Raw genomic sequence first — 24,569 nt, 5'->3', positions numbered from 1 at the left:
ACCGTGAGCGCCTGGATTCATCCCCGCACTACACCGCCGCGCCGCACGACCCGGCGGTGTCGGCCAGGCGGGTGAGACCGACCGGCCCGACCAGCGGCCGCGGGTCCTCGGCGAGCGTCCAGGCACCGTCGACCAGGACGTAGTCGCCGCGGACGTCGCCCGCGAGAAGAGCACGTACGCCGGCCACCAGCCGGTCCACGTCGGCGACCGCGGTCCCGATGCCGATGCTCGCGCGCACCGCGCCGCCGGCGAGCCCGAGGCGCTCGAGGAGCGGCTGGGCGCAGAAGCGGCCGTCGCGTACGCCCAGGCCGTGCTCGGCGGAGAGGTAGGCCGCGACCCGGCCGGGCTCGATGCCGTCGACGGTGAACGTGACCACGCCGACGGGCTCCTCGGAGTCGGCCCACAGGCGGACGACGTCGACCCCCTCCAGCGCGGACAGGCCGGCCACGAGGCGCCCCCTCAGCGACGCCTCGTGGCGGTCCAGCTCGGCGGGCTCGAGGCCGCCGAGAGTCGTACAGGCCGCGGCCAGGGCGGCGGCGCCGATGACGTTGGGCGAGCCGCCCTCGTGCCGCGCGGGCGCGGGCTGCCAGGTGGTCTCGACAAGCTCGACCTCCGAGCCGTGGGTGACGTCGTCGACCGCCCCTCCCCCGGCGAGGTAGGGGGTGCCGACGTCGAGCCAGTCGCGGCGTCCGACGAGGGCACCGGCACCGTAGGGCGCGTAGAGCTTGTGACCGGAGAAGGCGACGTAGTCGGCGCCGGTCGCGGCCAGCGAGAAGTGGCGGTGGGCGAGCAGCTGAGCGCCGTCGACGAGGACTCGGGCGCCGTGGGCATGGGCCAGGGTGACGATCTCACCGACCGGCAGCGCCTCGCCGGTGACGTTGGAGGCTCCGGTGACGGCCACCAGGGCGTAGTCACCTCGGGCCAGCTCGCCGGCGAGAGCGTCGATGGTGCCGGCGAGCGTGTCCCGGCCGGCGACGGCGGTGACGCCCGCCTCGACCCGGTGCCACGGGAGCAGGTTGGCGTGGTGCTCGATGTCGAGGACGAGCACCCGCCCGGGTACGCAGCCGGCCAGCAGGTTCACCGCGTCGGTGGTGTTGCGGGTGATGACGGTGACGTCGTCCTCACGGGCTCCGACGTAGGCGCCGATGGTCGCGCGCGACTCCTCGTAGAGGGCGGTCGAGACCTGGGACAGGTAGCCGGCACCGCGGTGCACCGAGGCGTACCAGGGCAGCACCTCGGCCACCCGGTCGGTCACGGCCTGCAGGGCCGGCGCCGACGCGGCGACATCGAGGTTGGCGTACGTCACGCTCGTTCCGTCCAGCAGCGGGACCTGGGTCTTCGAGCCGACGAGCGGGAGCAGGGACATGGAGGCACCCTTCAGGGTCATGGCTCCCCCGGGCCGCACCACGGCTGCCCGGCGAAGCACGCGCTTGCCCACGCCGCCTCGGCGAGGGCCTGGTCGTCACCCGGAGCACCCCACCGCGTGGGAGGGTTGCCCGCCAGCAAGCCGGGGCTTCGCGCTGGCAGTCGTGACCTTCGGCGGAGATGCTGCCCGAGACCCGACGCGCCCACCAACTCATCGTCTCGATCAGTGGGCACGCATCTCAGATCACGGACGACCCTCCCAGGGGTTCCCGTTGTCCTCTCCGTCACCGTCACAGGCGCCGAAGAACTCCGCGATCGGGTCGCACTCCTCGCCGTCGTCCTCCTCCTCGGGAGGTGGCGGCGGCGGCGCGATCAGCTGCTCCTCGTGGCCGGTCTCGGGGTCGGGCCCGTCGACGTAGACCGGCTCCGGGAAGCTCTCGACCTCCTTGCCCTCCATGACCTTCGCCATGATGGCCGCCCAGGTCTCGGTGGGATAGTCGGCGCCGAAGTAGGACGGCATCCAGCCTCCGTCGAGCTTCCCCTCGCCGTTGCCGCGCGAGTAGCGCACGGCGGTCGCGATCTGCGGGGTGAACCCGACGAACCAGGACGAGCAGACGTACTGCTCGTTGGTGCAGGTGCCGGTGCCGGTCTTGCCGGCGACCGGCCGGCCGATGCTCTGCGCCTTCTGGCCCGAGCCGCTCTGCACCACGCCCTGCATCGCGTACGTCACGTCGGCGGCGATGTCCTCGGAGATCGCGTGCCGGGCGTTCTTCCGGCCGTTCCAGCTGTAGAGGACGTTGCCGGCGCGGTCGCGGACCTTCTTCACCACGTGTACGTCGTGGCGGTAGCCGCCGTTGGCGATGGTGGCGTAGGCGTTGGCCATGTTGATCGGGCTGACGTTGGCGCCGCCCAGCGCGATCCGGTCGTCCTGGTCGGTGAGGTAGCCGGACGTGCTCGGGATGCCGGGATGCTTCGGGTCCGCCTTCTCCGGCGTGAGGCCCGCGTCGAGCGCGGTCTGGTAGATGGCCTTGCGGCCCTCCTCGGCACCGCCCATGGACTCGGTCATGTCGATGAAGGCCGTGTTCACCGACTGCTCCAGCGCCTTGAGCATCGTGATGTACTGGCCGTAGTCCATCCCGTCGGCGACGCCGGCCTGCTCGCCCTCGTTGACGACCTGCGACCCGGTGTAGGTGGTGAACGGCGAGTCGCCCGCCCAGGTCGACTCGAGCGAGTAGCCCTTCGCGATCGCCGCAGCCGTGGCGAAGACCTTCATCGTCGACCCGGCGTGCCCGCCGGTCGCAGCCCAGTTGTGCTGGCTGTCGAGGTAGTCCTGGCCACCGTAGAAGCCGAGCAGCGCACCGGAGGCGACGTCGACAGAGGCGGTCGCCACGTGCAGCGCGTTCTTCTGCTCCGGGTCGTTCTTGACGTACGCCTTGCGGTTCTTCGGCTTCACGGTCTTGGCCGCGGTGGCCGACGCCTTCATGACCTTCGGCGAGAGGGTCGCGGTGATCCGCAGGCCACCGCTGTCGATCTTCTCCTCGGTGAACAGCGGCTTGCCGTCGGCGCCCTTCAGGCCGAGCAGCTCGGCCTTGATCATGGTGAGCGCGTGGCCGCGCTGGCCACCGAGCCGACTCGACACCGTCTTCGCCGGGAACTTCGGCAGCGCGTCCTTCACCGTGTCGGCCTCGGCCTGCTTCAGGAAGCCGAGGCCGACCATGCCGGAGAGGACGTACTGGTAGCGGCCGAGCAGCTTCTCCTTGCCGCGGAAGGTGCTGCTGGCCGGGTCGAAGCCCGCCGGGTTGTTGAGGATCGCCGCGAGCGCCGCGGCCTCCTGCAGCGACAGGTCCTTGGTCGACTTCGCGAAGTAGGCCTTCGCCGCCGCCTCGATGCCGTAGGCGCCGCGGTTGAAGTAGATCGTGTTGAGGTAGTCGGCGAGGATCTGGTCCTTGCTCTTCTGCCGGGTCAGCTTCAGGGCGATGACCGCTTCCTTCAGCTTGCGCGAGTAGGACCGCTCGGAGTTGAGGTAGTAGTTCTTGACGTACTGCTGGGTGATCGTCGACGCTCCCCCGGCGGTGCCCTCGGTGGTGTTGGAGAACGCCGCCCGCACGATGCCCTTCACGTCGACGCCGCTGTTCTCGTAGAAGGTGCGGTCCTCGGCGGCGACGACGGCGTGCTTGACCAGCTCCGGGATCTCGTCGGCGTCCAGCTTGATCCGGTTCTGGTCGCCCTCCTGGTAGCGGCCGAGCTCGGTCTTGCCGTTGCTGTAGTAGACGAACGAGGTCTCGACCTCGAACTCGGCGTTGGGGTCGGGCACCGTGATCCGGTTGTACGCCACGATCGCCGTCATCGAGCCGATCAGGGCGATCGCCAGGAAGCCGACCAGCGCCACCTTCGCGATGAGCTTCCCCCAGCGCCGCCAGCTCGGCTGCGCGGAGGGCCGGCTGCCCGAGCCCCTCGTCGCCGACGTCTTGGTCGCGGCCCTGGCCACGGCCCACTTCTCGGTCACCCAGACCTTGGCCGGCTCGGCCCGGGCGAGCAACGCTTGGGCGGCCGACGGAGTCGGCGCGGCGCGACGGGCACCGGGTCGGCTGGGCGTGATCCGCGGAGGCTCGGCCGCGATCCGAGGAGCGGGCGGAGGGGGCGGGCGCCACGACGGCGGCGGACCGGTCGGACCCTTCGGAGGCTCGGCGCTCCGGTGTTCCATTGCTCCACCTGACCTAGGCGACTGATTGCAGCGGCCGTTGATCCTACCCGGGTGGGTATGACCACGGAGGCCGACCCCGAAAGGGGCCGGCCTCCGTGTCGGTCGTACGCCGCGGCGTACGACCTCAGCAGGTCACTTCTTCAGGTCGAAGCGGTCGTTGTCCATGACCTTGACCCATGCCTTGATGAAGTCGTTGACGAACTTCTCCTTGGCGTCGTCGGCACCGTAGACCTCCGCAAGGGCGCGGAGCTCGGAGTTGGCGCCGAAGACCAGGTCGACACGGGAACCGGTCCAGCCGTTGGAGCTGGTGTAGGTCGCCTCGTCGGCGGACGGGGTCCACTGCTGGTCGTAGTCGAGCAGGTTGACGAAGAAGTCGTTCGTCAGCACGCCCGGGGTCTTGGTGAAGACACCGAGGTCGGAGCCGTCCCAGTTGTTGCCGAGCACACGCAGACCGCCGACCAGAACGGTCGCCTCGGGGGCCGAGAGGCCGAGGAGGCTCGCGCGGTCGAGGAACAGGAACTCGGTCGGGAGGTTGAGGAACCCGGAGTCGTAGTTGCGGAAGCCGTCGGCGACCGGCTCGAGCCAGGCGAAGTTCTCGACGTCGGTCTGCTCCTGGGTCGCGTCGACGCGGCCGGCGGAGAACGGGACCGTCACGTCCTGGCCCGCTGCCTTGGCGGCGAGCTCGATGCCCACGCCACCGGCGAGGACGAGCACGTCGGCGAAGGAGACACCGGTCGCGGCCGCGATCTCCTCGTACTTGGCGAGGACCGGCTTGAGCTCCTCGGGCTGGTTGACCTTCCAGGAGATCTGCGGCTCGAGGCGGATACGACCGCCGTTGGCGCCACCGCGGTGGTCGGACGTACGGTGCGTGGCCGCCGCCTTCCACGCCGTGGAGACCAGCTGCTGCACGCTCAGACCGGACGCGGCGATGGCCGCCTTGGCCGCGGAGATCGCGGCCTCGTCGGTGGCGCCACCCTCGGCGGGGAGCGGGTCCTGCCAGGGCAGGTCCTCGGCGGGGACCTCGGGGCCGACGTAGCGGCTCTTCGGACCCATGTCGCGGTGGGTCAGCTTGAACCAGGCGCGGGCGTAGGCGTCGGAGAATGCCTCCTGGTCGTCCTTGAACCGGCGGGAGATCTCGTCGAACTCCGGGTCCACGCGCAGCGCCAGGTCGGAGGTGAGCATGCGCGGCTCGCGCTTACCCTCGCCGTGCGCCTCGGGGACCATGTCGGAGCCCGCGCCGTTCTTCGGACGCCACTGCTTGGCGCCGGCCGGCGACTCGAACAGCTCCCACTCGTAGGCGTAGAGGATGTGGAAGAACTCGTTGTCCCAGCGGGTCGGGTGGTAGGTCCAGGTGACCTCGAGGCCCGAGGTCAGCGCGTCCGCGCCGGCACCGGTGCCGTGGCCGTTCTTCCACCCCAGGCCCTGCTGCTCGAGCGGGGCGCCCTCGGGGTCCGCGCCGAGCATGTCGTCCGGGTGCGCGCCGTGGGTCTTGCCGAAGGTGTGACCACCGGCGATCAGGGCGACGGTCTCCTCGGAGTTCATCCCCATCCGGCGGAAGGTCTCCTTGATGTCGACCGCGGAGGACATCGGGTCGCTGTTGCCGTTCGGGCCCTCGGGGTTGACGTAGATCAGACCCATCTGGACCGCGGCGAGCGGGGCCTGGAGGTCACGGTCACCGGTGTAGCGCTCGTCGTCGAGCCAGACCTTCTCCGGACCCCAGTAGATGTCGTCGTCCGACTCCCAGACGTCCGCGCGACCGCCGGAGAAGCCGAAGGTCTTGAAGCCGCCCTCCTCCATCGCCACGTTGCCCGCCAGGACCATCAGGTCGGCCCAGGAGAGGTTCTTGCCGTACTTCTTCTTGACCGGCCACAGCAGACGGCGGGCCTTGTCGAGGGAGACGTTGTCCGGCCAGGAGTTGAGCGGCGCGAAGCGCTGCTGGCCACGACCGGCGCCACCGCGGCCGTCGTGGCTGCGGTAGGTGCCGGCGGCGTGCCACGCCATCCGGATGAAGAGTCCGGCGTAGCTACCGAAGTCGGCCGGCCACCAGTCCTTGGAGTCGGTCATGACCGCGGCGATGTCCGCCTTGACGGCAGGCAGGTCCAGGGACTCGAAAGCCTTCGCGTAGTCGAAGTCCTCACCCATCGGGTCGCTCACAGGGGCGTCCTTGGCGAGAATCTTCAGGTTGAGCTTGTTCGGCCACCACTCCTGGTTGGCACTGCCGGCGGTGGGGTGAACGCGGCCTGCGTTCATCACCGGGCACTTGCTCACGGCCTCTTCAGACATGAGATTCCTATCCGTTTCTGATCGGACTGGCTGCTGCCAGACGCTGTGATTCACATGTGTTGCGCCGGCCGACGACGAGCTCGGCCGGCTCGGGCTCTACCCCTGGGACAGGCTGCAGTCCGCGCAGGTGCCCCAGTAGATGACCTCGGCCTCGTCGACCGTGAAGCCGTTGTCATCAGATGCCGTCAGGCAGGGCGCATGGCCGACGGCGCAGTCGACGTCGGCGATCGCCCCGCACGAGCGGCAGACCACGTGGTGGTGGTTGTCCCCGACCCGGGTCTCGTAACGAGCCACCGAGCCGGACGGCTGGATGCGGCGTACGATCCCGGCCGCCGAGAGGGCGGCGAGGGAGTCGTAGACGGCTTGATGGGAGACGTCCGGAAGCCGCTCGCGCACCGCTCCGAGGATGGTCTCGGTGTCGGCGTGCGCGTTCTCGGTGACGGCCCCCAGAACGGCCACTCGCGGGCGAGTGACGCGCAGGGAGGCACCTCTCAGCAGCTGTTCGTAGTCCGCGTTCCCCACGCCTCAGAGACTACGCGAAATCTTGAATGAGTCAAGAAACGGAACGGAAATTTTCGCCCCGGATCAGCCGAGCCTCACGGCCTCCGACGCGGGGCGGGTGGCGAAGCGGCGGGCCATCAGCGGGACCAGGACGGAGATCGCCAGCGGGATGACGAACATCGAGCGCTCGCCGAAGATCTCGGCGACGGCGGCGATCAGGGAGGCGGCGGCGAGGTAGCCGGCGTAGTTGGCGAGGTTGACCCGGGCGATCGCCTCCTCGGCGTTGTCCGGGGAGATGTGGGCGGCGGCGACGAACGACTGCGGCGGGACCATCGCCAGGCTGCCGCCGAGGATCGCGAAACCGACGGCCGCCACGCTCCAGTGCGGGGCGGCGACGATCAGCACCAGGGCGCCGACGCCGACGATCCCGCCGGTCCGGATCACCCGCTCCGGACCGAAGTGGGCGACGAGGCGGTCGCCGGGGAGACGTACGGCCAGAAGGACGAGCTGGTAGGCGGCGTAGATCGCGGGTCCGACCGCGGCGGCGGCACCCAGACCGTCGACGACGTAGATCCCGCCCCAGGCCGAGGCCGCGGAGTCGATGAACCACATCGCGAAGGTCGGCACCGCGACCAGGAGGAGGGGCAGCCACGGCAGCTGGGGCTTGGGTCGCTGCGTACTGCTGGTCCGGTGCTCGGCCGCGTCGACCGCCTCCGGCGACAGCAGGAGCCGGAACGTCGCGGCGTTGGCCGCCAGGCCGATGATCGCGATGGGGATCATGTCCAGGCCCAGAGGTACGCCGAGGGCGATCGTCACGGTCGCGTAGACGGCGCCGAGGACGGCCGCCCCGCTCCACATCGCGTGGAAGCCGTTCATCAACGGGCGGGCGTACGCGTCCTGGGTGGCCGTGCCCTGCATGTTCATGGAGGCGTCGACGCCGCCGAGGAAGAGGCCGTAGACGCCGTTGAGCACGAGCAGGGTCGCCATCGTCGGCGCGAAGGCCGGCGCGACGGCGGCCAAGGAGGCACCGGCCAGCATCAGCGACAGGGTCGCCGCGCTGCCGATCCTGGTCGCGAGGTGGCCCGCGATGACGCTGCCCAGCGCCCCGATCGCGGTGGTGACGCCGAGCACGACGAAGACGTCGCCGGCGCTGAGGTCGAGCTTGGTCGCGATCGACTCGAGCCGGGTGATCAGCGATGCGAAGGTCAGTCCCTGGATCGCGAAGGCGACGAAGACCGCCGTCCGGGCCAGCTGGAGTCGGGTCATGGACGCGAAGTCTGCACCCTCACCCCCAGGTCGCGCACCCGTTTGCTGAGGTCAGTCGCCCTTGAGCAGCCCGTCGAGAATCTTCTCGCCGTCCTTGCTCTCGCCCTTGCCCAGGCTGTCGAACTCGTCGCGGAGCTGCTCCATCTCCCGCTTGGCGCTCTCGCCCTTCTCGACGAGGTCGCGAATGTCCTGGATCTGGTCCTCCCACTCCTGGGACTGACCCTCGTCGATGACGTTCCAGCCCTCCAGGTTCTCGCGCCAGCGGTCCAGCCGGTCGAGGCGGTTGAGGGTCTTGTTGTCCGACGCCTCGGTGTTCTCGTCGGCGGTGTTGTCGGAGCCCTCGGAGTTGCTGTCGGTGTTGTCGGAGCCGCCGGTGTCGTCGGAGCTCCGGGACGGCTGGTCGGCCTCGGCGGAAGCCGGCTCGTACGCCGCGAGCCAGGAGGCGGCGAAGAGGCACGCGATCACGATCGCCGCGGCACCGAGGAGACGGCTGGTCGGGAACTTCCGCAACGATCCCGGACGCGGCCCGCGCACGGGCGGCGGGGCGTCGGGGCGGGGCATGACGCCGGTGCGGGAGCCGGGCAGAGCCATCGGCTCGTCGAGCGGCCGCTGCGGACGTTGCGGCATCGTCTGGGTCGGCCGCGGAGCCTGCCCGGAGGCCAGCAGGTCGGTGGCGTCGGGGTCGGCGCCGGTGAGCACGTAACCGAGCTCGTGCCCGACCTGGTCCATCGAGGGCCGGGCGGCCGGGTTCTTGTCGAGCATCCGCGTGACCAGCCGCGCCAGCGGCGCGGGCACGGAGCGGAGGTCGGTGATGCGCGGCACCGGTTCACTGAGGTGCATGTGCAGGATCTTGACCGGGTGCGGTGCGGAGTAAGGCACCTTGCCGGCGAGCATCTCGAAGAGCACGCAGCCGAGCGAGTAGACGTCGGCGGGCGGTCCGACCGGGTCACCGGCGGCCTGCTCGGGCGAGAGGTAGGAGGGGCTGCCGATCACGTGGCCGGTCTGGGTCAACCCGGCATCGACCCCGGTCATGGCGTAGGCGATCCCGAAGTCGAGCACCGTCAGCCGGCCGTCGCCGTCGAACATGAGGTTGGCCGGCTTGATGTCGCGGTGCACCACGCCGACCCGGTGAGCGGCACCGAGGGCGGCGGCCACCTGGCGGGTGTATTCGACGGCCATGTCGACCGGCATCCCGCCATGCTGCTTGATCGGCTCGGCCAGGGTCGGGCCGGGCAGCAGCTCCATCACCAGGAAGACATCGTTGTCGTCGCTGCCCGCGTCGAAGATCTTGACCACGTCGTCATGGACCACCCGAGCGGTGGAGAGGGACTCCCGACGGAACCGCTCGGCCATCGTCGGGTCGTCCACGTCGCGCAGCAGCTTCACCGCCACATCGCGGTCGAGGACGGTGTCTCGCGCCCGCCACACCTCCCCCATACCGCCGGCTCCGAGCAGGTCGAGGAGCCGGTAGCGGCCGGCGATCGGGGGGTGCGCGTCCATGACGGAAATTATGCCGGGTTCACCCAGGAGCCGAAGAGCGGGATGCCCTCCCAGGCTCCCCCGCGCGCGATCGCCACGACCGCGTGCGGCCGGTCGAACCTCAGATCGATCTGCCGCACCTTCGTCTCCCGCGGCGCGGCGGCTGCCCGGACCATCATCCCGGTCACCGCGGCCGCCTCGAAACCCTCTCGGTCGTAGGACGCGACCGCCTTCTGTACACAGGCGGCCTCCGACTCCTCCTGGACCGCCGCCATCACGCCGCGGGCGATCTCGGCGACCCCGGGCGCGGCCGACAGGTCGTGCCGGTCCTCCGCGCTCCACTCGGGGAGGTGGCTGCGCCAGCGGTCGGACGGAGTTCCGCCGAGGATCGTCACCTCTTCGACCGTCCAGGAGTGGCCGGGTGCCTCGCCGCCGGGATCGAAGGTGTGGTTGCGGATCTCCCCCGCGTCGATCCTCCGGACGACCTCGTCGGTGGCCCGCCACACGTCGTCGGCGTCGACATCTGCCGCGGCGATCACGGAGTAGACCGAGATGCCGTCCTCGCTCGATGGACAGGCGACCGCGACCGGGCCGGCGGCCTCGGTCTCCACCACCGCCTGGAACCCGCCCTCGAGCAGCAGCAACCCGTCCCCGTCGTCGTCGAGCGGCTCGCTCCAGCGTGGCGTCACCACCAGCGCCGAGGCGAGCACGAGCAGCGTCCGGGCGTCGATCTCGAGCGGGAACTCCTTGATCAGGCCGCGGGTGTGCTCCGCGGCCCACGCGTCGAGCCCGGCCTGCTCCGGGAGCGGGTCGAGCAGGACCGGCAGGCTCTTCGTCTGCTCGACGCCGGGGCGCAGCCAGCCGGCGACCGCGGCCCCGATCGTGGGGTGCGGCGCCTCCAGCAGCGTCAGCGCGGCGGCCCGGGCGTCGGCCCGGTTCAGGCCGAGGACCTCGTCCGTCTCGGTCTCCGACGCGGGCGCCAGCGAGGCGAGGAGCAGCCACAGACCTGCGTACGAGATCACCGGGGACTCGGCGGTGCCGAGAGCGGAGCGGGTGGTGGCGGCGTACGTTCTGACCGCCTGGGCGGCAGCGAGGGACAGGGGCGTCTGCGTTCCCGACTTCTCCATGCTGAAGACACTACGGGGAGAGCCACGACAAGTGACCCAGATCACGATACAGTTATGTATCGAGCGAGGAGGCACGATGCCCAAGAAGTCGCGCACGGCCGGGTTGGACCCGGAGACCGAGTTCCAGGAGATCTCGAGGCGTCTGGGGCTCTACGAGTTTCCCTGGGACACGACCCAGGCGCTGAGCTTCGCCCTGTTCCGGACCTATGCGGTGCCGTCGATCGGCCGGCTGCTGGCCGACACCCACCAGTTCACCGAGCACACCCAGAAGCGCTACGACGACACCGCGCTGCTGCTGGAGGACGCGGCGATCGAGGACCTGGACAGCCCGCGGGGCCGGGCAGCGGTGCGGCGGATCAATCAGATGCACCGGATGTACGACATCTCCAACGACGACATGCGCTACGTCCTCTCGACGTTCGTGGTGATCCCCCGACGCTGGAACCAGGACTTCGGCTGGCGGCAGTCGACCCCTGACGAACAGCTCGCCGCCCTGCGCTACTACCAGGCCCTCGGAAAGCGGATGGGGATCAAGGACATCCCGGCGACCTACGAGGAGTTCGAGCAGCTCCTCGACACCTACGAGGCCGAGCACTTCGGGTACGACGAAGGCAGCCGTGCCGTCGCCGACTCGACCCTCGAGCTGCTGACCACGTTCTACCCGCGCCCGCTGGCGCCGCTCATCCGGATCTTCTCGCTGTCGCTGATGGAGCCGCACCTGCTCGAGGCGTTCGGCTATCCCGAGCCCGGGCGGGTGGCGCGTTCGCTGTCCCGTGGGGCGCTGAAGGCACGGGCGCGTGTGGTGGCTCTGCTGCCGGCACGACGCAAGCCTGCGTACGTCCGGGACATGCCGCGCATCAAGAGCTATCCGCACGGGTTCAACACCGAGGAGCTCGGCACGTTCGCGCCGGGATGTCCGGTGCACCGGGCCGCTGAGCCCGTCGAGGGCACCAAGCCGTAGCCCACCCCTCCCCCACACTTCACGAGGCCTTCACCGGGCACCGCTTCGCTGTTGTCGATAACCCCCATATCGACAGGAGCACGTCCATGCCTGCCCCCAGCAACACTCCTGATCTCCGCGGTGCCCTTCGTGGCCTCGACCGCCGCCGGTTCCTGACCGTCTCGGCCGCCGCGACCGCGTTGGCGTTCACCACCGGCCTGCCACGTACGGGCGCCTTCGCCGCCCCGGCCGGCTCTCCCTCAACCATCACCTCGGACCCGTTCACCCTCGCCGTCGCCTCCGGCGACCCGCTGCCAGACTCGGTGCTGCTGTGGACCCGGCTCGCGCCGCTCCCGCTCGAGCCCACCGGCGGGATGCCGCCCTCGCGCTTCGAGGTCGGCTGGGAGGTGGCGCGCGACGCCGCCTTCACCCAGGTCGTACGCCGCGGCACCGCCACCGCGCATACGGAGTTCAACCACTCGGTGCACGCCGAGGTCCGCGGCCTGGACGCCGCGACGGAGTACTTCTACCGCTTCCGGGTCGGCCGGTGGATCAGCCCGGTCGGCCGGACCCGGACCGCCCCGGCCGTCGGTGCCGCGGTGTCGTCGCTGACCTTCGCCCTCGCCTCCTGCCAGCGCTACGACCAGGGCTACTACACCGCGTACAAGCATCTTGCCGGTGAGGACGTGGACGCGGTCTTCCACCTGGGCGACTACCTCTACGAGTACGCCGTGAACGCCTCCGCCGGGACGCGCGCCTACACGGAGCCGCTGCCCGCGCACCTCAACCACGAGACCGTCACGCTGGACGACTACCGGGCGCGCTACGGGCTCTACAAGTCCGACCCGGACCAGATCGCCGCCCACCTCGCGCACCCCTTCATCGTCACCTGGGACGACCACGAGACCGAGAACAACTACGCCGCCGACATCCCGGAGAACTCGGTGCCGCCGGAGGAGTTCCTGGTGCGCCGCGCCGCCGCGTACCGCGCCTACTGGGAGAACCAGCCGCTGCGGCTCCCGCAGCAGCCGTCCGGTTCCGACCTGCGGCTCTACCGGCGGCTGCAGTGGGGCCGGCTGGCGCAGTTCGACATCCTCGACACCCGCCAGTACCGCACCAACCAGGCCAACGGCGACGGCTGGAAGGTGCCGACGCCGGAGTCCGAGGCGGAGTCGATGACACTGCCGGGTCTCGAGCAGGAGAAGTGGCTGATCGACGGCTGGCGCCGCTCGTCGGCTCGCTGGAACGTCGTGCCTCAGCAGGTCACCTTCGCGCGCCGCGACAACCCGTCCGGCAACGGCACGCGCTCGATGGACTCCTGGGACGGCTACCCCGCCTCCCGGCGCCGGGTGCTCGACGGCTGGAAAGCGTCGGGGCAGTCGAACCTGATGGTGCTGACCGGCGACGTGCACGTCCACTACGGACTGAACATCCACGACGACTTCGACGACCCGTCATCGCCGATTCTCGGCACCGAGGTGGTCACCAGCTCGATCACCTCCGGCGGCAACGGCGCCGAGCACCCGGCCAACTGGGCCGCGTACCTGGAGCGCAACCCGCACATGAAGTTCTACAACGGCCTCCGCGGCTACACCACGGTCTCCCTCGACACCGCCGGCGCGGAGATCACCTACAAGAACGTCTCGCACGTCAGCACGCCCGGCGCGCCGCTGACCGTCGGTGGACGCTTCTTCACCGAGTCCGGCAAGCCGGGGCTCGTTCCGGCATAGCGAGTCGATCCGGGACGGGTGTCGAACCACGCCCGTCCCGGGTCGGGCGGCTTAACGTACCGATGTGAGCAACGTCGTCGGCAATGCCGCGGTGGCGATCTTCCTCGGGGGGCTGTTGGCCGTCGCCGGCTTCGTCCCGGCAGCGGCGATCGCCTACCGCCGCAGAGGCACGTTCCCACTCCTACGCATCCTCCTGCTCCTGGCGGCGACGATCTATGCGGTGGCGCTGTGGGCCTACACCCTGCTCCCGGTGCCCGACGTCGGCAGCTACACGTGCGCGGGAACCCAGTTCCACCCGTTCGGGTTCGTCTCCGACATCCTCCGGGTCCGCGAGGAGGTCGGCACCCGGGCACTGCTCACCAGCGCCGCGTTCCTCCAGGTGGCGCTCAACATCGTTCTCTTCGTACCGCTTGGGCTCTTCGTCCGGGCGATCGCCGGGCGCGGCGTGCTCGTCGCCTGCCTGCTCGGGCTGGCGACCTCGTTCCTCATCGAGCTCACCCAGCTCACCGGGATCTGGGGCCTCTACCCCTGCGCCTACCGCGTCTTCGACGTCGACGACCTGATGATCAACACCGTCGGCGCGGTGATCGGCTCCGTCATCTCCATACGCCTCGTCCGCCCACGGGCACGAAAGGCACCCACCACGGTCACGGTCGGTCGCCGGCTGGTCGGGATGACCGCCGACCTGCTGGTCATCCTCGGCAGCGGCGCCCCGCTCGCGCTGGCCTGGCGGGCGTGGCAGCTCTACGGGCTGGACGTGCCCTTCGAGGCCATCCCCGCGACCCCTCAGTTCTGGCTGCTCTGGGGTCCGCCGATCGTGCTGGAGACGGTCGCCGTCCTCGGCTTCGGGCGGACCGTCGGCGAGTGGGTCGTCGGCCTCCGCACGATTGCTCCGCCGGGGGTGTGGTGGCGCCGGGTCGTCAAGCTGCTGACCGGTGCGGGCGGCCTGACGCTGCTGCTCATGGCCGACTTCCCCGGCTCAGGTCTCCTCCTGTTCGCCTTCGTCGCCGCGACCCTCGTGACCCTCCCCCGCACCGACGGTCACCGGGGACTGAGCAACATGCTCGCGGGGATGCGGGTCCGGCCGGGCTGACTCATCGTCCGCTGGGCAGCGGCGACTCCTCGAGGTCGCCGGTCAGATACGCCAGCGTGACGTCGTTCGAGAGTGCGATCCGCCGGGCGTCGTCGTCCCGGCGCCGGCGCAGCGAGGTCAGGGTCGTGAGCACCTGTTCCGGGTGGTCGAGGAGCCAGAACCCCACGCGGACCACCCTGCGCCGCCACCGCCGCGGCAGCAGCCGGATCTTGTGGCGCCGCGTGGTCGACCACGACAGCGCATTCCGCCTCGGGGTGACCTCGAGGAACCGGTTGGTCATCTCGATCCCTTCATGAGTGGAGATCTGCTCGAACACGTCGACGTGGATCTCCTTCCAGGCGACGCTGACGGCTTCGCCGCCGAGCTCCACGACGAGGCTCTCGGGGGTCAGCACGAGCGCCCGGCGCATCGTCATCGTCATCGCATGGTCCACCACGACCATCGCGAAAAACGCCGCCGCTGCCGTGCACAGCACCCCGATCACCACCATGCCGCTCCGGAACGAGAGCCCCGCGAACTGGCACAGCATCCCCACCCAGCACACGAGCATCAGCTCGCCACAGATCCCCGGCCCCCGCCGCAGCCTGATCTCGATCCCACCGCCGTCCAGCCGCCGGATCCTGCGGTGGGCGCTGCCGTTGCCGATGCGTACGCCTTTCATCAGCTGTACGCAGATCGCCAGCAGGACGAACATCACCCCGGCTGTGACCCCGACCAGGTTCGGTCCGAACTCCCCTCCGTCCAGCACCCCGAACCCGACACAGAGCAGGAGCCCTAACAGCAGGTTGACGACGCCCAGCAGCGTCCACCCGACTCTCCGCGCCGTCGCCTTCCACGGCGACCCGAGATCCTCGTCCACGCCGTAGACCCTAAGGGCGTACGTCATCGTGAGCGCGTCATATCGTCCGGCCGCGCACACGTTCGCCGATCGTGGCTTCGGCCTCGTCGGCGGTGATGTCGCCGATGAGGACGCGCAGGGTGAGGCCGTCGGAGAGCGCGAGCAGCTCGACGGCGCGGGCACGCGCCTCGGCCTCGTCGAGACCGTCCGCCTCCTGGATGTGGCGGGTGCACTCCTCGACACCGACCCTGGTCGCCTCGGCGAGGATGTGCCGTACGGCGGTGTGGGTCATCGCCTTGGCGAGGTAGGCGTACCAGACGGTGACCCCGATGCGGCCCGCCTCGGTGGCCGGGATCTGCTGGAGCAGGAGGTGGAGAAGACGGTCCTGGGGCGGACGGCCGGCGGTCGCCTCGTACTCGACGACGGCACGCTTCACGAGCAGGTCGACGCCGGCGACGACCAGTGCGTCCTTGGTGCCGAAATAGTGCTGTACGCGGCCCATCGACACGCCGGCCCGGGCGGCGACCGTCCGCAGGCTGATCCCCTCGATCCCCTGCTCGGCGACGAGCTGCCAGAGCCCGGCGACGATCTCGAACCGGCGCTGTTCGTGGTCGACGGCTCTTGGCATGACGCCCAGGTTAGCAATACAGTCGCATCGCAAAGGGTTTCAATGCGATCGCATCGTTATCGGGGACGTGAGGGCTGGCATGAACGGGGACATTCAGGATGAGCACATCGAACCACGCAGGAAGCGCCGGCGCTGGCCGGTCGTGCTTCTCACCGTCATCGCGATCGTCTCGACCGGATGCCTGGTGATGGTGCTCGGCACGAGCGGACCCGGCGTCGGCCACTTCCGCACGCCAGCAGGACGCCAGGCCTACGTCGAGGCGTACGACGCAGCCTTCGCCGCGCTGCCGAAGCCGACCCGGACGCAGGATGTCGAGACCACCTTCGGCACGGTCCGGGCGTACGCCTGGGTCAACCCGAACCCGGTCGACGAGATCCCGATCGTGCTGGTGCCGGGACGGGCCAGCGGCGTACCGATGTGGGGAGAGAACCTGCGTGACTTCGCCGAGCACCGCTCGGTCTACGCCTTCGACGCGATCGGCGACAGCGGGCTCTCGGAGCAGACCCTGCCCCTGCGCGGGATGGACGACAACGCCCGCTGGGTCTCGGAGGCGCTGGACGGTCTCGAGCTCGACCGGATCCACCTGGTCGGCCACTCCCAGGGCGGCGGGCTCGCCGCGGCCGTCGCCGTGCGTTACCCGGATCGGCTGGCCAGCCTGACCCTGCTCGAGCCCATCATGACGTTCGGCATGCTGCCTGCCTGGGCGATCGGCTGGTCGGCAGTGGCCGCGCTCCCGTTCCTGCCCGACTCCTGGCGCGACCACGCGCTGAACCGGATCGGGGGTGTCGAGGACGACGAGGTCGACCCGGACGACCCGATGGCTCGAATGATCGCGGCCGGCACGACTCACTTCGACTCCGGCAACCTGCCGACGCCCTCACGGCTGACCGATGACCAGATCCGCGCCCTCCAGATGCCGGTCTACGTGGCCATCGCGAGCGACAAGTCGCTGGCCGGCGGCGAGGACGCGGCCGAACGGGCCAAGAAGCTCCCGCACGGGACCGTCAAGGTCTGGCCGAAGACCACCCACTCCCTACCCATGCAGGTCGCGGCCGAGCTCGATGCCGAGCTGGAGAGGTTCTGGACAGACGTACGTTGACGATGAACGGCGTCAGCGCGAGTCGGTCGCTCCGTGCGATGCCGGCAGCTGCGAGATCGCAATGCTCAACAGCACGACCGGAACGATCATGACCAGCGTCACCACCAGCCAGAACCAGCCGCTGCTGAGCGGACCGCCCTCGTCGGCCTTGAAGGCGGTCACGGTGATGCCCATCCCCAGGAGGACTCCGACGGCGAGACCGATCACTACCAACGTGATCGCCCAGATCTGGCCCTGCAGGCCACGGAGGATGCAGAAGATCCCGAACGCGGCGACCGCAATGCCCATGCAGGCGACCACGAGCCCCGACTGCTCACCCGCTGCTCAGCCGGGTTCCTTCGTCCTCGAACACCATGCTGATGATCCACAGACAGATGATCAGAGAACCGACCGCGTACAGCAGCGCCAACACCGACCCGATCACCAGAGTCAGCGGCCGGTGTTCCCGAGACTGAGCTGCCATCTCAGGCCAAGAGCCCAACCGTCTCGATGAACATTCTGAATCCGCCGTTGAACTCGGCAGAGTTCACGATCGCGATGATGAGGCGTACGACCCAGAAGACGACCAGCGTGTAGCCGATCCCGAGCGCAATCCCGGAGACTGCGGCGCTGGTTCCGGTCGCTTTCGCCCGGCTCACGCCGACGTGGCCGAGGACGACCCCGGCGGCGATCGGGATGATCGAGGCGATCACGACGAGCCCGAGGGCGATCCAGACGATCGGAGCGTTTTCGAATCGGTAGAGCGCGTTGTAGTAGCTCTGGCTGACCTGCGGGAAACCGACGATCACGCGGACCAGGGCGACGATCACCAGCATCCCCGCACCGAGGGCGAGCCCAGTGGGACCGCACCAGGCGCCACCTCGCGGGCCACCAGCAGGGGCTGCCGGGCTCGTCGGCGACCACGTCGGTCCTACGCCTGCGGCCTCGTTGTGTTGTGACATCACGCCTTCCCCATCAAGTTCGTCACGTCCACCGCCGTGGGTCTGGACGGCCTCGTCTGGCCCGAGACGTTATCCCACCAGCGGTGCGTCAACGGGCAGATCCAGTGCAGCCGTGGCGTGTCCGGACGCAGGTTCGACCGGATACAAGATTTCTCGGCTACCTGTGTTTGAAACCCGGGATTTGGGGTAGGAGAGAGTTATCAATCGCTCCGAATGTCTTGGGGGATCCTTTCGTGAACGTCGAAATCGTGGCGCCGCAGGTCAAGACCGCAGCCAACTCCATCGGGACAGCGGCCGAGGCCGTCGCCGGTCTCGATCTCGAAGGGCCGATGGGCAAGATCACATCCGCGCTCCCGGGAAGCACGTCCGCGGGCGCCGCGAACGGCCTCAAGGCCGAGTGGAAGAGCGACAAGGACAAGTGGGTCAAGGACGCGCGTGACCACAAGACGACCACCGTCGCCGACGCCGACGCCATCGTGGAGGCAGACACGATCACGGCGCAGCAGGCGCGTTACCGCGAAGCAATGATCGGAAGAGACTGATGGCCGTCACCTACGAGCAGCTGCAGAGCTGGAAGCCCGAAGAGCTCGACACCGCCGCGGACCAGCTCAACACCGCCCGCAAGAGCTTCCAGGACCAGCAGGACGAGATGGATGCCGGCAAGGTCCCCAGCACCTGGATCGGAGAAGCCGCCACGCGCGCGGAGAACCGCCACCGGCGCCTGGTCGCCGACCTCAACGACATCGCCGCGCCGCTGTCCCAGGTCATCAACGCCCTCGACGAGGCCGCCGCGTCCATCAAGAAGGCCAAGGACAACGCCAAGCACGCCTACGACGACGCGATCGGCCGCGGCTGGAAGGTCACCTTCTCCGGTGGCGTACAGATCACCGATCCGGCCCCGGATGAGAAGGACCCGGACAAGGACAAAGGCACGATGCAGCAGCTCGCTCAGAACATCCAGGATGCGCTGACCGACGCGGAATCTGCTGATGCCGACCTCACGGCGGTCCTCAACCACGCGACCAAGGGCGACTACGACGGCGGCGACGGCACGATCGAGCAGGCCAGCCTTCCGCCCGAGCTGCGCAACCTGCCCGAAGAAGAGCTCATCAACAAGATGCTCAGCGACCCGGGCAAGTACGACGGCTACATCGACGCACTTCCGCCGGATGCTCAGGAGCGGCTCGGGAAGGAGATCAGCGACCGTCTCGACAGCACGCTGAACGACGACGACTACAAGCTCAGCAAGGAAGAGGCCGACCGCCTCAACGCCATGCTGAGCGCCTATACCGACGACTCGACCGTCGCCGCCGGGCTCTACAAGGACCTCGGGGCGGACGGCACCGTCGCCAGTATGGCGAGGATCGAGGAATACCTGCGGATGCAGTCGCCGGATTCCGGCTCCCTCAACACACTGGCCTCCAACCTCCGAAGCGGTCTGGCATCGGCCTCGAACGACCCCGGCTTCCCGGCCGAGAAGTTCGGCCACGACATCGTGAAGTACGCCGGACCCTCCGGCGTCTATCTCTCCAACGACGAGCAGGACGCCCTTCGCGATCGCTACCCGAACTGGGGCGGCACCGGTGGAGCGTCGGTGCTGGCCTACCTGATGAAGGACCACGACCTCAACGGCGACCTGGTCCTCGGGGCCGCCGAAGAGCTTGACAAGTTCGAGCAGGCTGATGGGCCGCTCGGCGCCAAGACCTGGTATCACCACACCGGCCATGGCCCGTTGGGCTCCGGAGAGAACGGCTACGGCGCCGACCCAATGGCTGCGATCATGGGTAACCTCGGCGATCACCCGGAGCAGGGATACGAGTTCTTTACCGAGGACGAGTCGCGTCAGAAGTTCTACTTCAACGATCGAACCTGGGAGGCAGATGGGTACGCCGGGATCTCGCAGGCTGCCGCCGGCATCAGCACGGATCCCGAGTTGGTCAAGGAGAACCCCGAGGGCGCCGCAATGATTGCGTCCCGATTCGTCGACTACGTCGCGGACAGCGAAGGGTTCAACGCCGAGGACGCAAAGCCGGCCTCGCCGTATGTCTCAGAGATCCTCAAGAACTACATGCACTCCGTAGATGACGCGCTGCACGCGAGAGGCGAAGACGGCGAGGCCGGCGTCTACACCTCCACCCCGGTCGCGCTTGGAGACATCGCCAACAGCCCACGGTTCTTCGCGAACGACATTGAGTCGTTGCTCAAGGTCGGGGCGAGCACTCAGGATGGGCTTGTCAATCTCGCAGAAGGCGTCGGGACCTATCAACAGAGCCAGATCAACAACGCTGCGTACCAGATCCAGCAGAACCCGGGCGACTACCGCGACGGCAACGTGCTCAGCGACGTCATGCAGCACTCCGCCTACCTGAACGGCGCCGTCGAGCACGCGATCGGGAGCGTCGAGATCGAGGGCGCTGCGAACACCGACAAGCAGATTCAGACGTTCACCAGCCTTGTCGGCGATGTGGCGGGGATGGTTCCGCTACCCGGGACGGGGGCCGTCGGGACGGTGGTCGAGTTCGGCGTCGGCCAGGCGATCGACCTTGCCACCGACAAGGCCGACGGGCACTTCGCCAACTTCGAAGAGGCCGCAACCGACCACGCCAACGATCGGGCGGCGGCGTCCCTGAACGAGTCGAAGGTGAACGCCCTCGATGCGCTGGTGAAGAGTGGTGTCGTCGAACTCACTCCGGAACACCGCGAACGCTTCTTCCCCGAGGGACAGCCTGTCGACCTCTCGAAGCTCAGCGACGAGGAGCTTGGCGACCTCGCGAACTTGGCATCCAACAGGTACCTCAACGAGTACGGAATGGGGAGCATTGAGTACCAGAACGCCTACGGCGCGGCCTTCCGTGAGTTCTATGAGTAGTCGTCGAACTCCAGAATCTGACCGCGGAAGACTTCCGTCGCTGATCTGCGCTCCCATCGCCATGGTGATCGGCGCGCTTGCACTGACGTCGTGCGGTGAGGAGTCGCCGACCACCCTGATCGAGCCGGACGACTTCGAGGCAGCCGTGGGCGAGGCGCACGATGCCGGCAGCGGAATCGTCGGGATGCCACCTTGCCGCGCGCTTCGCGAGTTCAATCAGGACCTCAACCTCGCAGCATCGGGGAAGGTGACCGGGTCCACCATCGGGATCGAAGGCGGCGGCTCCGTCTTCGCCGTCGTGTTCTCGCCAACAGCAACACCGCCGTCAGCGACGGAGGTTGTCGCCGACGTGCCCGGACACGTCGAGGGATGCGCCAAGGAAATCGCTGGCGATCCGACCCGTAAGGTCGAAGAACTCAACGACTTGCCTTTGGATGCCACCGGCTTCCGTGGCGAGGAGAACAACTCGACCGGCGAATACGCATACGCGGTCACAAGCGACGATCGCCTGCTAGTCGTCGGAGTGGAGTACGCCACGGGAGACAGCCCGCCGGCCTCCATCGAGCGCCTGCTCGAACTCGCGGCCGACCGGGCACCCAAGGTCTCTGTGGACTAGATGAGTCCAAGAATGCCCTCATGCGGTATCAGGCGAAGGAGTCCGTTCCGCCTGGCTGTCGCACTGCGCTCAGCACCCTTCCTGATGACGGCCTGCGGAACCGACTCGACGCTGCTGGACATAGACGCGCTTCCACAGGTCGAGGAGACCGCTGACGGAAGCATGGGTGCGCCAGGGACCGGCTGGTGTGACGCCCTTAGCTACGTGGAGACGAAGTTGTCGAGCGCCACCGACGGGACCACCGGCGAGCAGTACGTGCTCGAGAACAGGGACGTCGTAGGCGCCACTGTGTTCGTTCCCGGGGGCGGGAGCTACCCAGATGCCAAGTCGATGATCGCTGCCATCGAGGAGGCCGTGGCCGAGTGCTCGGCAGATGCCGACCAGGGCGACTACGGAGAGGCGACCTCGGAGCCGATCAGCGGGCTTCCTGAGGGGGCAGTGGGATTCACGTTCACGAGCAAGCCGTCGAACCCGGTTGAGGTCGGCAGCATCGCGTTCGCGGAGACGGAGGACGGACGCCTCGTCGGGGTTGGGGTGACGCACAGCGGGGACAGCGAGGCATCGGTGGATGTGGCGGACCTGCTCTCCGCGGCGCTCGAGCGAGCCGCCGAGGTCGACACCGAGAGCTGACCTCACTCCAACACAGACCAGCGGCGCTGGTACGACGGTTGATCCCGTCGCACCAGCGCCGCTGGCATTTCCGCGAGGGATAAGGACTTGACCTTCCGCCACTACTCAGCGCTACTATGTACCAGTAGTCAGCGACACTGAGTAGTGGAAGGAGGTGCCCGATGGGCAAGCAGATGACCGAGATGCTCAAGGGGACACTGGAAGGGATCGTGCTGGCGTTCCTGACCGGCACCCCGGCGTACGGATACGAGATCACGACCTGGCTGCGGAGCCAGGGGTTCACCGAGATCGCCGAGGGCACGGTCTACGCGCTGCTGGTCCGGATCGAGAAGAACGGACTGGTGGACGTCGAGAAGCGGCCGTCCGAGAAGGGGCCGCCGCGGAAGGTCTACTCGCTCAACGCAGATGGCGAGAAGTACCTCGAAGAGTTCTGGACCACCTGGGGGTTCCTGGCCGCACGGCTGGAGAGCCTCCGTACGGAAGGGAAGTAAGGCATGTCGATCCGATCGATGCTCGAGGCCGTCGTGGGCGAGCTCGAGCTGAAGAAGCGCTGGCGGCAGCTCAAGGCCCGCAAGCAGCAGCTCCCCGAGAACCACCGCAAGGCGCACGACGCGGTCGAGCGCTACCTGATGTACTCCGCCGGCATCGCCGACGGCGCGATCGTGACCGCAATGGCCGAGGACCTCCTCGAGCTCTTCGAGCAGGGCGCCGCCGACGGCACCCCGGTCAGCGCGATCGTCGGCGACGACCCGGTCGAGTTCGCCGAGGAGTTCGCCAGGAACTACGCCGAGGGCGCCTGGATCAAGAAGGAGCGCGCTCGGCTCACCGAAGCCATCGAGGCCATCACGAACGGTGATCTCGACAAGCTCGATCACCGGGAGGAGTCATGAGCGCGACAGCTGCCATCTCCGTACGGGGATTGGAGAAGTCCTACAAGGGATCTCGACAAGCTCGATCACCGGTGTTGAAGGGCGTGGACTTCGAGGTCACGCGGGGTTCGATCTTCGCGCTGCTCGGGTCCAACGGAGCCGGCAAGACCACGGTCGTACGCATCCTCTCGACGCTCCTGAAACCTGATGCCGGCGCGGCGCTGGTCGAGGGTGCGTCGGTTGTGGACGAGGCGCAGCGGGTGCGCGAGGCGATCTCGCTGACCGGGCAGTTCGCGGCGGTCGACGAGATCCTGACCGGGCGGGAGAACCTGGTCCTGGTCGCGAAGCTGCGCCACCTCCCCTCCCCCGGCGACGTCGCCGACGGGCTGCTCGAGCGCTTCGACCTGGTCGAGGCGGGCGCACGGAAGGTCGCGACGTACTCCGGCGGTATGCGCAGGCGGCTGGACATCGCGATGTCGCTGATCGGCTCGCCGTCGGTGATCTTCCTCGACGAGCCGACCACCGGGCTGGACCCGGAGGCGCGGCTGGAGGTGTGGAAGGTCGTCAAGGAGCTGACCGAGCAGGGCACGACCGTGCTGCTCACCACGCAGTACCTGGAGGAGGCCGAGCAGCTCGCCGACCGGATCGCCATCCTCCACGGCGGCACGGTCATCGCCAACGGCACCCTCGCCGAGCTCAAGGCGATGCTGCCGCCGGCGAAGGTCGAGTACGTCGAGAAGCAGCCGTCGCTGGAAGAAATTTTTCTTTCACTCACCGGCTCCACCAAGCAAGGAGACCCGTCATGAACAACCACGCCATCGCCGACGCCGGCACCCTGCTGGCGCGCTCGCTGCGGCACATCACCCGCAGCCCGGACACGATCATCACCACCGCGCTCACCCCGATCGCGATGATGCTGCTCTTCGTCTACGTGCTGGGTGGCGCGATCAGCACCGGCCCGGGCAGCCCGGACAACTACGTCGACTACGTGCTCCCCGGGATCATGGTCATGGCGATCGCCTCGGGCATCGCCTACACCGCGCTGCGGCTCTTCACCGACATGAAGAGCGGGATCTTCGAGCGGTTCCAGTCCATGCCGATCGCCCGCTCGGCGGTGCTGTGGGCGCATGTCGGCACCTCGATGGTGGCCAACATGCTCACCTTGGTGATCATCGTGGGCGTCGCGTTCGTGATGGGGTTCCGCACCTCTGCGGGTCTGGGCGCCTGGCTCGCGGTGGCCGGGATCCTGGCGCTGCTCACCCTGGCGCTGACCTGGCTCGCGGTCATCCCCGGACTGGCCGCGCAGACCATGGAGGGAGCCACCGGGTTCTCCTACCCGCTGATCTTCCTGCCGTTCATCAGCTCGGCGTTCGCGCCGACGGAGACGATGCCCGGCCCGGTGCGCGCCTTCGCCGAGAACCAGCCGGTGACCTCGATCGTCAACACCATCCAGGCGCTCTTCGCCGGGCAGCCGGTCGGTGACGACATCTGGGTGGCGCTGGCCTGGTGCGTGGGCATCCTGGTCGTCTCGTACGCCTTCGCCATGGCTGCCTACCGGCGCAAGATCAGTTGATCGCCTCGGGAGCGACGA

At 68.7% G+C, this 24,569-nt stretch carries 23 protein-coding genes and 1 riboswitch; of the genes, 12 read left to right on the top strand and 11 right to left on the bottom strand.

The genetic code is table 11. From position 1 onward, the window contains the following. Window positions 1-28 precede the first annotated feature (28 nt). From ACFVDI_RS03710 to ACFVDI_RS03680, 7 genes are all read right to left on the bottom strand, one after another. On the bottom strand, window positions 29-1,366 hold the full coding sequence (locus tag ACFVDI_RS03710) for an aminotransferase class V-fold PLP-dependent enzyme (RefSeq protein ID WP_378900703.1): 1,338 nt from the start codon (window positions 1,364-1,366) through the stop codon (window positions 29-31). A gap of 55 nt (window positions 1,367-1,421) precedes the next feature. Continuing rightward, window positions 1,422-1,535, bottom strand: a riboswitch (SAM riboswitch). 74 nt (window positions 1,536-1,609) lie between these two features. Next, window positions 1,610-4,069 (bottom strand): transglycosylase domain-containing protein, encoded by a 2,460-nt coding sequence (locus tag ACFVDI_RS03705; RefSeq protein ID WP_378900700.1) that lies wholly within the window; start codon window positions 4,067-4,069, stop codon window positions 1,610-1,612. Window positions 4,070-4,201: 132 nt separating this feature from the next. Further along, a complete protein-coding gene (katG, locus tag ACFVDI_RS03700; protein ID WP_378900697.1) occupies window positions 4,202-6,352 on the bottom strand; it encodes a catalase/peroxidase HPI in 2,151 nt (716 codons plus the stop codon). A 96-nt stretch (window positions 6,353-6,448) separates the two neighbouring features. Then, entirely contained in the window at window positions 6,449-6,874 is a 426-nt protein-coding gene (locus tag ACFVDI_RS03695; RefSeq protein WP_160028146.1) for a Fur family transcriptional regulator, read from the bottom strand. A gap of 63 nt (window positions 6,875-6,937) precedes the next feature. After that, window positions 6,938-8,119 (bottom strand): MFS transporter, encoded by a 1,182-nt coding sequence (locus ACFVDI_RS03690; protein ID WP_378900694.1) that lies wholly within the window; start codon window positions 8,117-8,119, stop codon window positions 6,938-6,940. A gap of 51 nt (window positions 8,120-8,170) precedes the next feature. Continuing rightward, entirely contained in the window at window positions 8,171-9,619 is a 1,449-nt protein-coding gene (locus ACFVDI_RS03685) for a protein kinase (protein ID WP_378900691.1), read from the bottom strand. Between the two features lie 8 nt (window positions 9,620-9,627). Next, window positions 9,628-10,725, bottom strand: a complete 1,098-nt coding sequence (locus ACFVDI_RS03680; protein ID WP_378900688.1) for a hypothetical protein — start codon at window positions 10,723-10,725, stop codon at window positions 9,628-9,630. A 76-nt stretch (window positions 10,726-10,801) separates the two neighbouring features. On the opposite strand from ACFVDI_RS03680, the gene ACFVDI_RS03675 reads away from it, so the two are divergent. The 3 genes from ACFVDI_RS03675 (at window position 10,802) to ACFVDI_RS03665 (ending at window position 14,488) form a co-directional block, all read left to right on the top strand. Beyond that, on the top strand, window positions 10,802-11,686 hold the full coding sequence (locus tag ACFVDI_RS03675; protein WP_378900685.1) for an oxygenase MpaB family protein: 885 nt from the start codon (window positions 10,802-10,804) through the stop codon (window positions 11,684-11,686). Window positions 11,687-11,772: 86 nt separating this feature from the next. Further along, complete coding sequence (locus ACFVDI_RS03670; protein WP_378900682.1) at window positions 11,773-13,395, top strand: alkaline phosphatase D family protein; 1,623 nt, start codon at window positions 11,773-11,775, stop codon at window positions 13,393-13,395. Window positions 13,396-13,459: 64 nt separating this feature from the next. Continuing rightward, window positions 13,460-14,488, top strand: a complete 1,029-nt coding sequence (locus ACFVDI_RS03665; protein WP_378900679.1) for a VanZ family protein — start codon at window positions 13,460-13,462, stop codon at window positions 14,486-14,488. A gap of 1 nt (window position 14,489) precedes the next feature. Here ACFVDI_RS03665 and ACFVDI_RS03660 read toward each other — a convergent pair whose 3' ends face one another. Together ACFVDI_RS03660 and ACFVDI_RS03655 are read right to left on the bottom strand one after the other, a co-directional pair. After that, a complete protein-coding gene (locus ACFVDI_RS03660; RefSeq protein WP_378900676.1) occupies window positions 14,490-15,347 on the bottom strand; it encodes a hypothetical protein in 858 nt (285 codons plus the stop codon). A gap of 37 nt (window positions 15,348-15,384) precedes the next feature. After that, window positions 15,385-15,954, bottom strand: a complete 570-nt coding sequence (locus ACFVDI_RS03655) for a TetR/AcrR family transcriptional regulator (protein WP_378900673.1) — start codon at window positions 15,952-15,954, stop codon at window positions 15,385-15,387. 79 nt (window positions 15,955-16,033) lie between these two features. Here ACFVDI_RS03655 and ACFVDI_RS03650 point away from each other — a divergent pair, with 79 nt between their 5' ends. Then, complete coding sequence (locus tag ACFVDI_RS03650; protein ID WP_378900670.1) at window positions 16,034-17,053, top strand: alpha/beta fold hydrolase; 1,020 nt, start codon at window positions 16,034-16,036, stop codon at window positions 17,051-17,053. A gap of 12 nt (window positions 17,054-17,065) precedes the next feature. Here ACFVDI_RS03650 and ACFVDI_RS03645 read toward each other — a convergent pair whose 3' ends face one another. Together ACFVDI_RS03645 and ACFVDI_RS03640 are read right to left on the bottom strand one after the other, a co-directional pair. After that, window positions 17,066-17,341 (bottom strand): hypothetical protein, encoded by a 276-nt coding sequence (locus ACFVDI_RS03645; RefSeq protein WP_378900667.1) that lies wholly within the window; start codon window positions 17,339-17,341, stop codon window positions 17,066-17,068. A gap of 176 nt (window positions 17,342-17,517) precedes the next feature. After that, entirely contained in the window at window positions 17,518-17,994 is a 477-nt protein-coding gene (locus tag ACFVDI_RS03640) for a hypothetical protein (protein WP_378900664.1), read from the bottom strand. A gap of 233 nt (window positions 17,995-18,227) precedes the next feature. Between ACFVDI_RS03640 and ACFVDI_RS03635 the strand changes: the two genes are divergently transcribed. The 8 genes from ACFVDI_RS03635 to ACFVDI_RS03600 all read left to right on the top strand — a co-directional run bounded on the left by ACFVDI_RS03635 (window position 18,228) and on the right by ACFVDI_RS03600 (window position 24,551). Continuing rightward, a complete protein-coding gene (locus ACFVDI_RS03635; protein WP_378900661.1) occupies window positions 18,228-18,536 on the top strand; it encodes a hypothetical protein in 309 nt (102 codons plus the stop codon). After that, window positions 18,536-20,863 carry a hypothetical protein gene (locus ACFVDI_RS03630; RefSeq protein ID WP_378900658.1) on the top strand — a complete coding sequence of 776 codons (2,328 nt, stop codon included), beginning with the start codon at window positions 18,536-18,538 and terminating at the stop codon, window positions 20,861-20,863. The genes ACFVDI_RS03635 and ACFVDI_RS03630 overlap by 1 nt, the downstream gene beginning before the upstream one ends. 64 nt (window positions 20,864-20,927) lie before the next feature. Beyond that, window positions 20,928-21,479: a hypothetical protein gene (locus tag ACFVDI_RS03625; protein WP_378900655.1), complete on the top strand. Its 552-nt coding sequence runs from the start codon at window positions 20,928-20,930 to the stop codon at window positions 21,477-21,479. 84 nt (window positions 21,480-21,563) lie between these two features. Continuing rightward, window positions 21,564-22,109, top strand: coding sequence for a hypothetical protein (locus ACFVDI_RS03620; protein ID WP_378900652.1), 546 nt, complete (start codon window positions 21,564-21,566; stop codon window positions 22,107-22,109). Window positions 22,110-22,270: 161 nt separating this feature from the next. Beyond that, window positions 22,271-22,600 carry a PadR family transcriptional regulator gene (locus ACFVDI_RS03615; protein WP_378900649.1) on the top strand — a complete coding sequence of 110 codons (330 nt, stop codon included), beginning with the start codon at window positions 22,271-22,273 and terminating at the stop codon, window positions 22,598-22,600. Window positions 22,601-22,603: 3 nt separating this feature from the next. Further along, complete coding sequence (locus ACFVDI_RS03610) at window positions 22,604-22,999, top strand: DUF1048 domain-containing protein (RefSeq protein ID WP_378900646.1); 396 nt, start codon at window positions 22,604-22,606, stop codon at window positions 22,997-22,999. After that, the gene (locus tag ACFVDI_RS03605) at window positions 22,996-23,784 is read left to right on the top strand and encodes an ABC transporter ATP-binding protein (RefSeq protein WP_378900643.1); all 789 of its coding nucleotides are present in this window, start codon (window positions 22,996-22,998) and stop codon (window positions 23,782-23,784) included. The genes ACFVDI_RS03610 and ACFVDI_RS03605 overlap by 4 nt, the downstream gene beginning before the upstream one ends. Continuing rightward, complete coding sequence (locus ACFVDI_RS03600; protein WP_378900640.1) at window positions 23,781-24,551, top strand: ABC transporter permease; 771 nt, start codon at window positions 23,781-23,783, stop codon at window positions 24,549-24,551. Before ACFVDI_RS03605 ends, ACFVDI_RS03600 begins: the two co-directional genes overlap by 4 nt. Window positions 24,552-24,569: the final 18 nt, after the last annotated feature.

Source organism: Nocardioides sp. NPDC057767 (assembly GCF_042798275.1).
GTDB lineage: Bacteria > Actinomycetota > Actinomycetes > Propionibacteriales > Nocardioidaceae > Nocardioides.
Note: the sequence above shows the minus strand (reverse complement) of the source record. Positions and strands in the feature narration are given on the sequence as shown.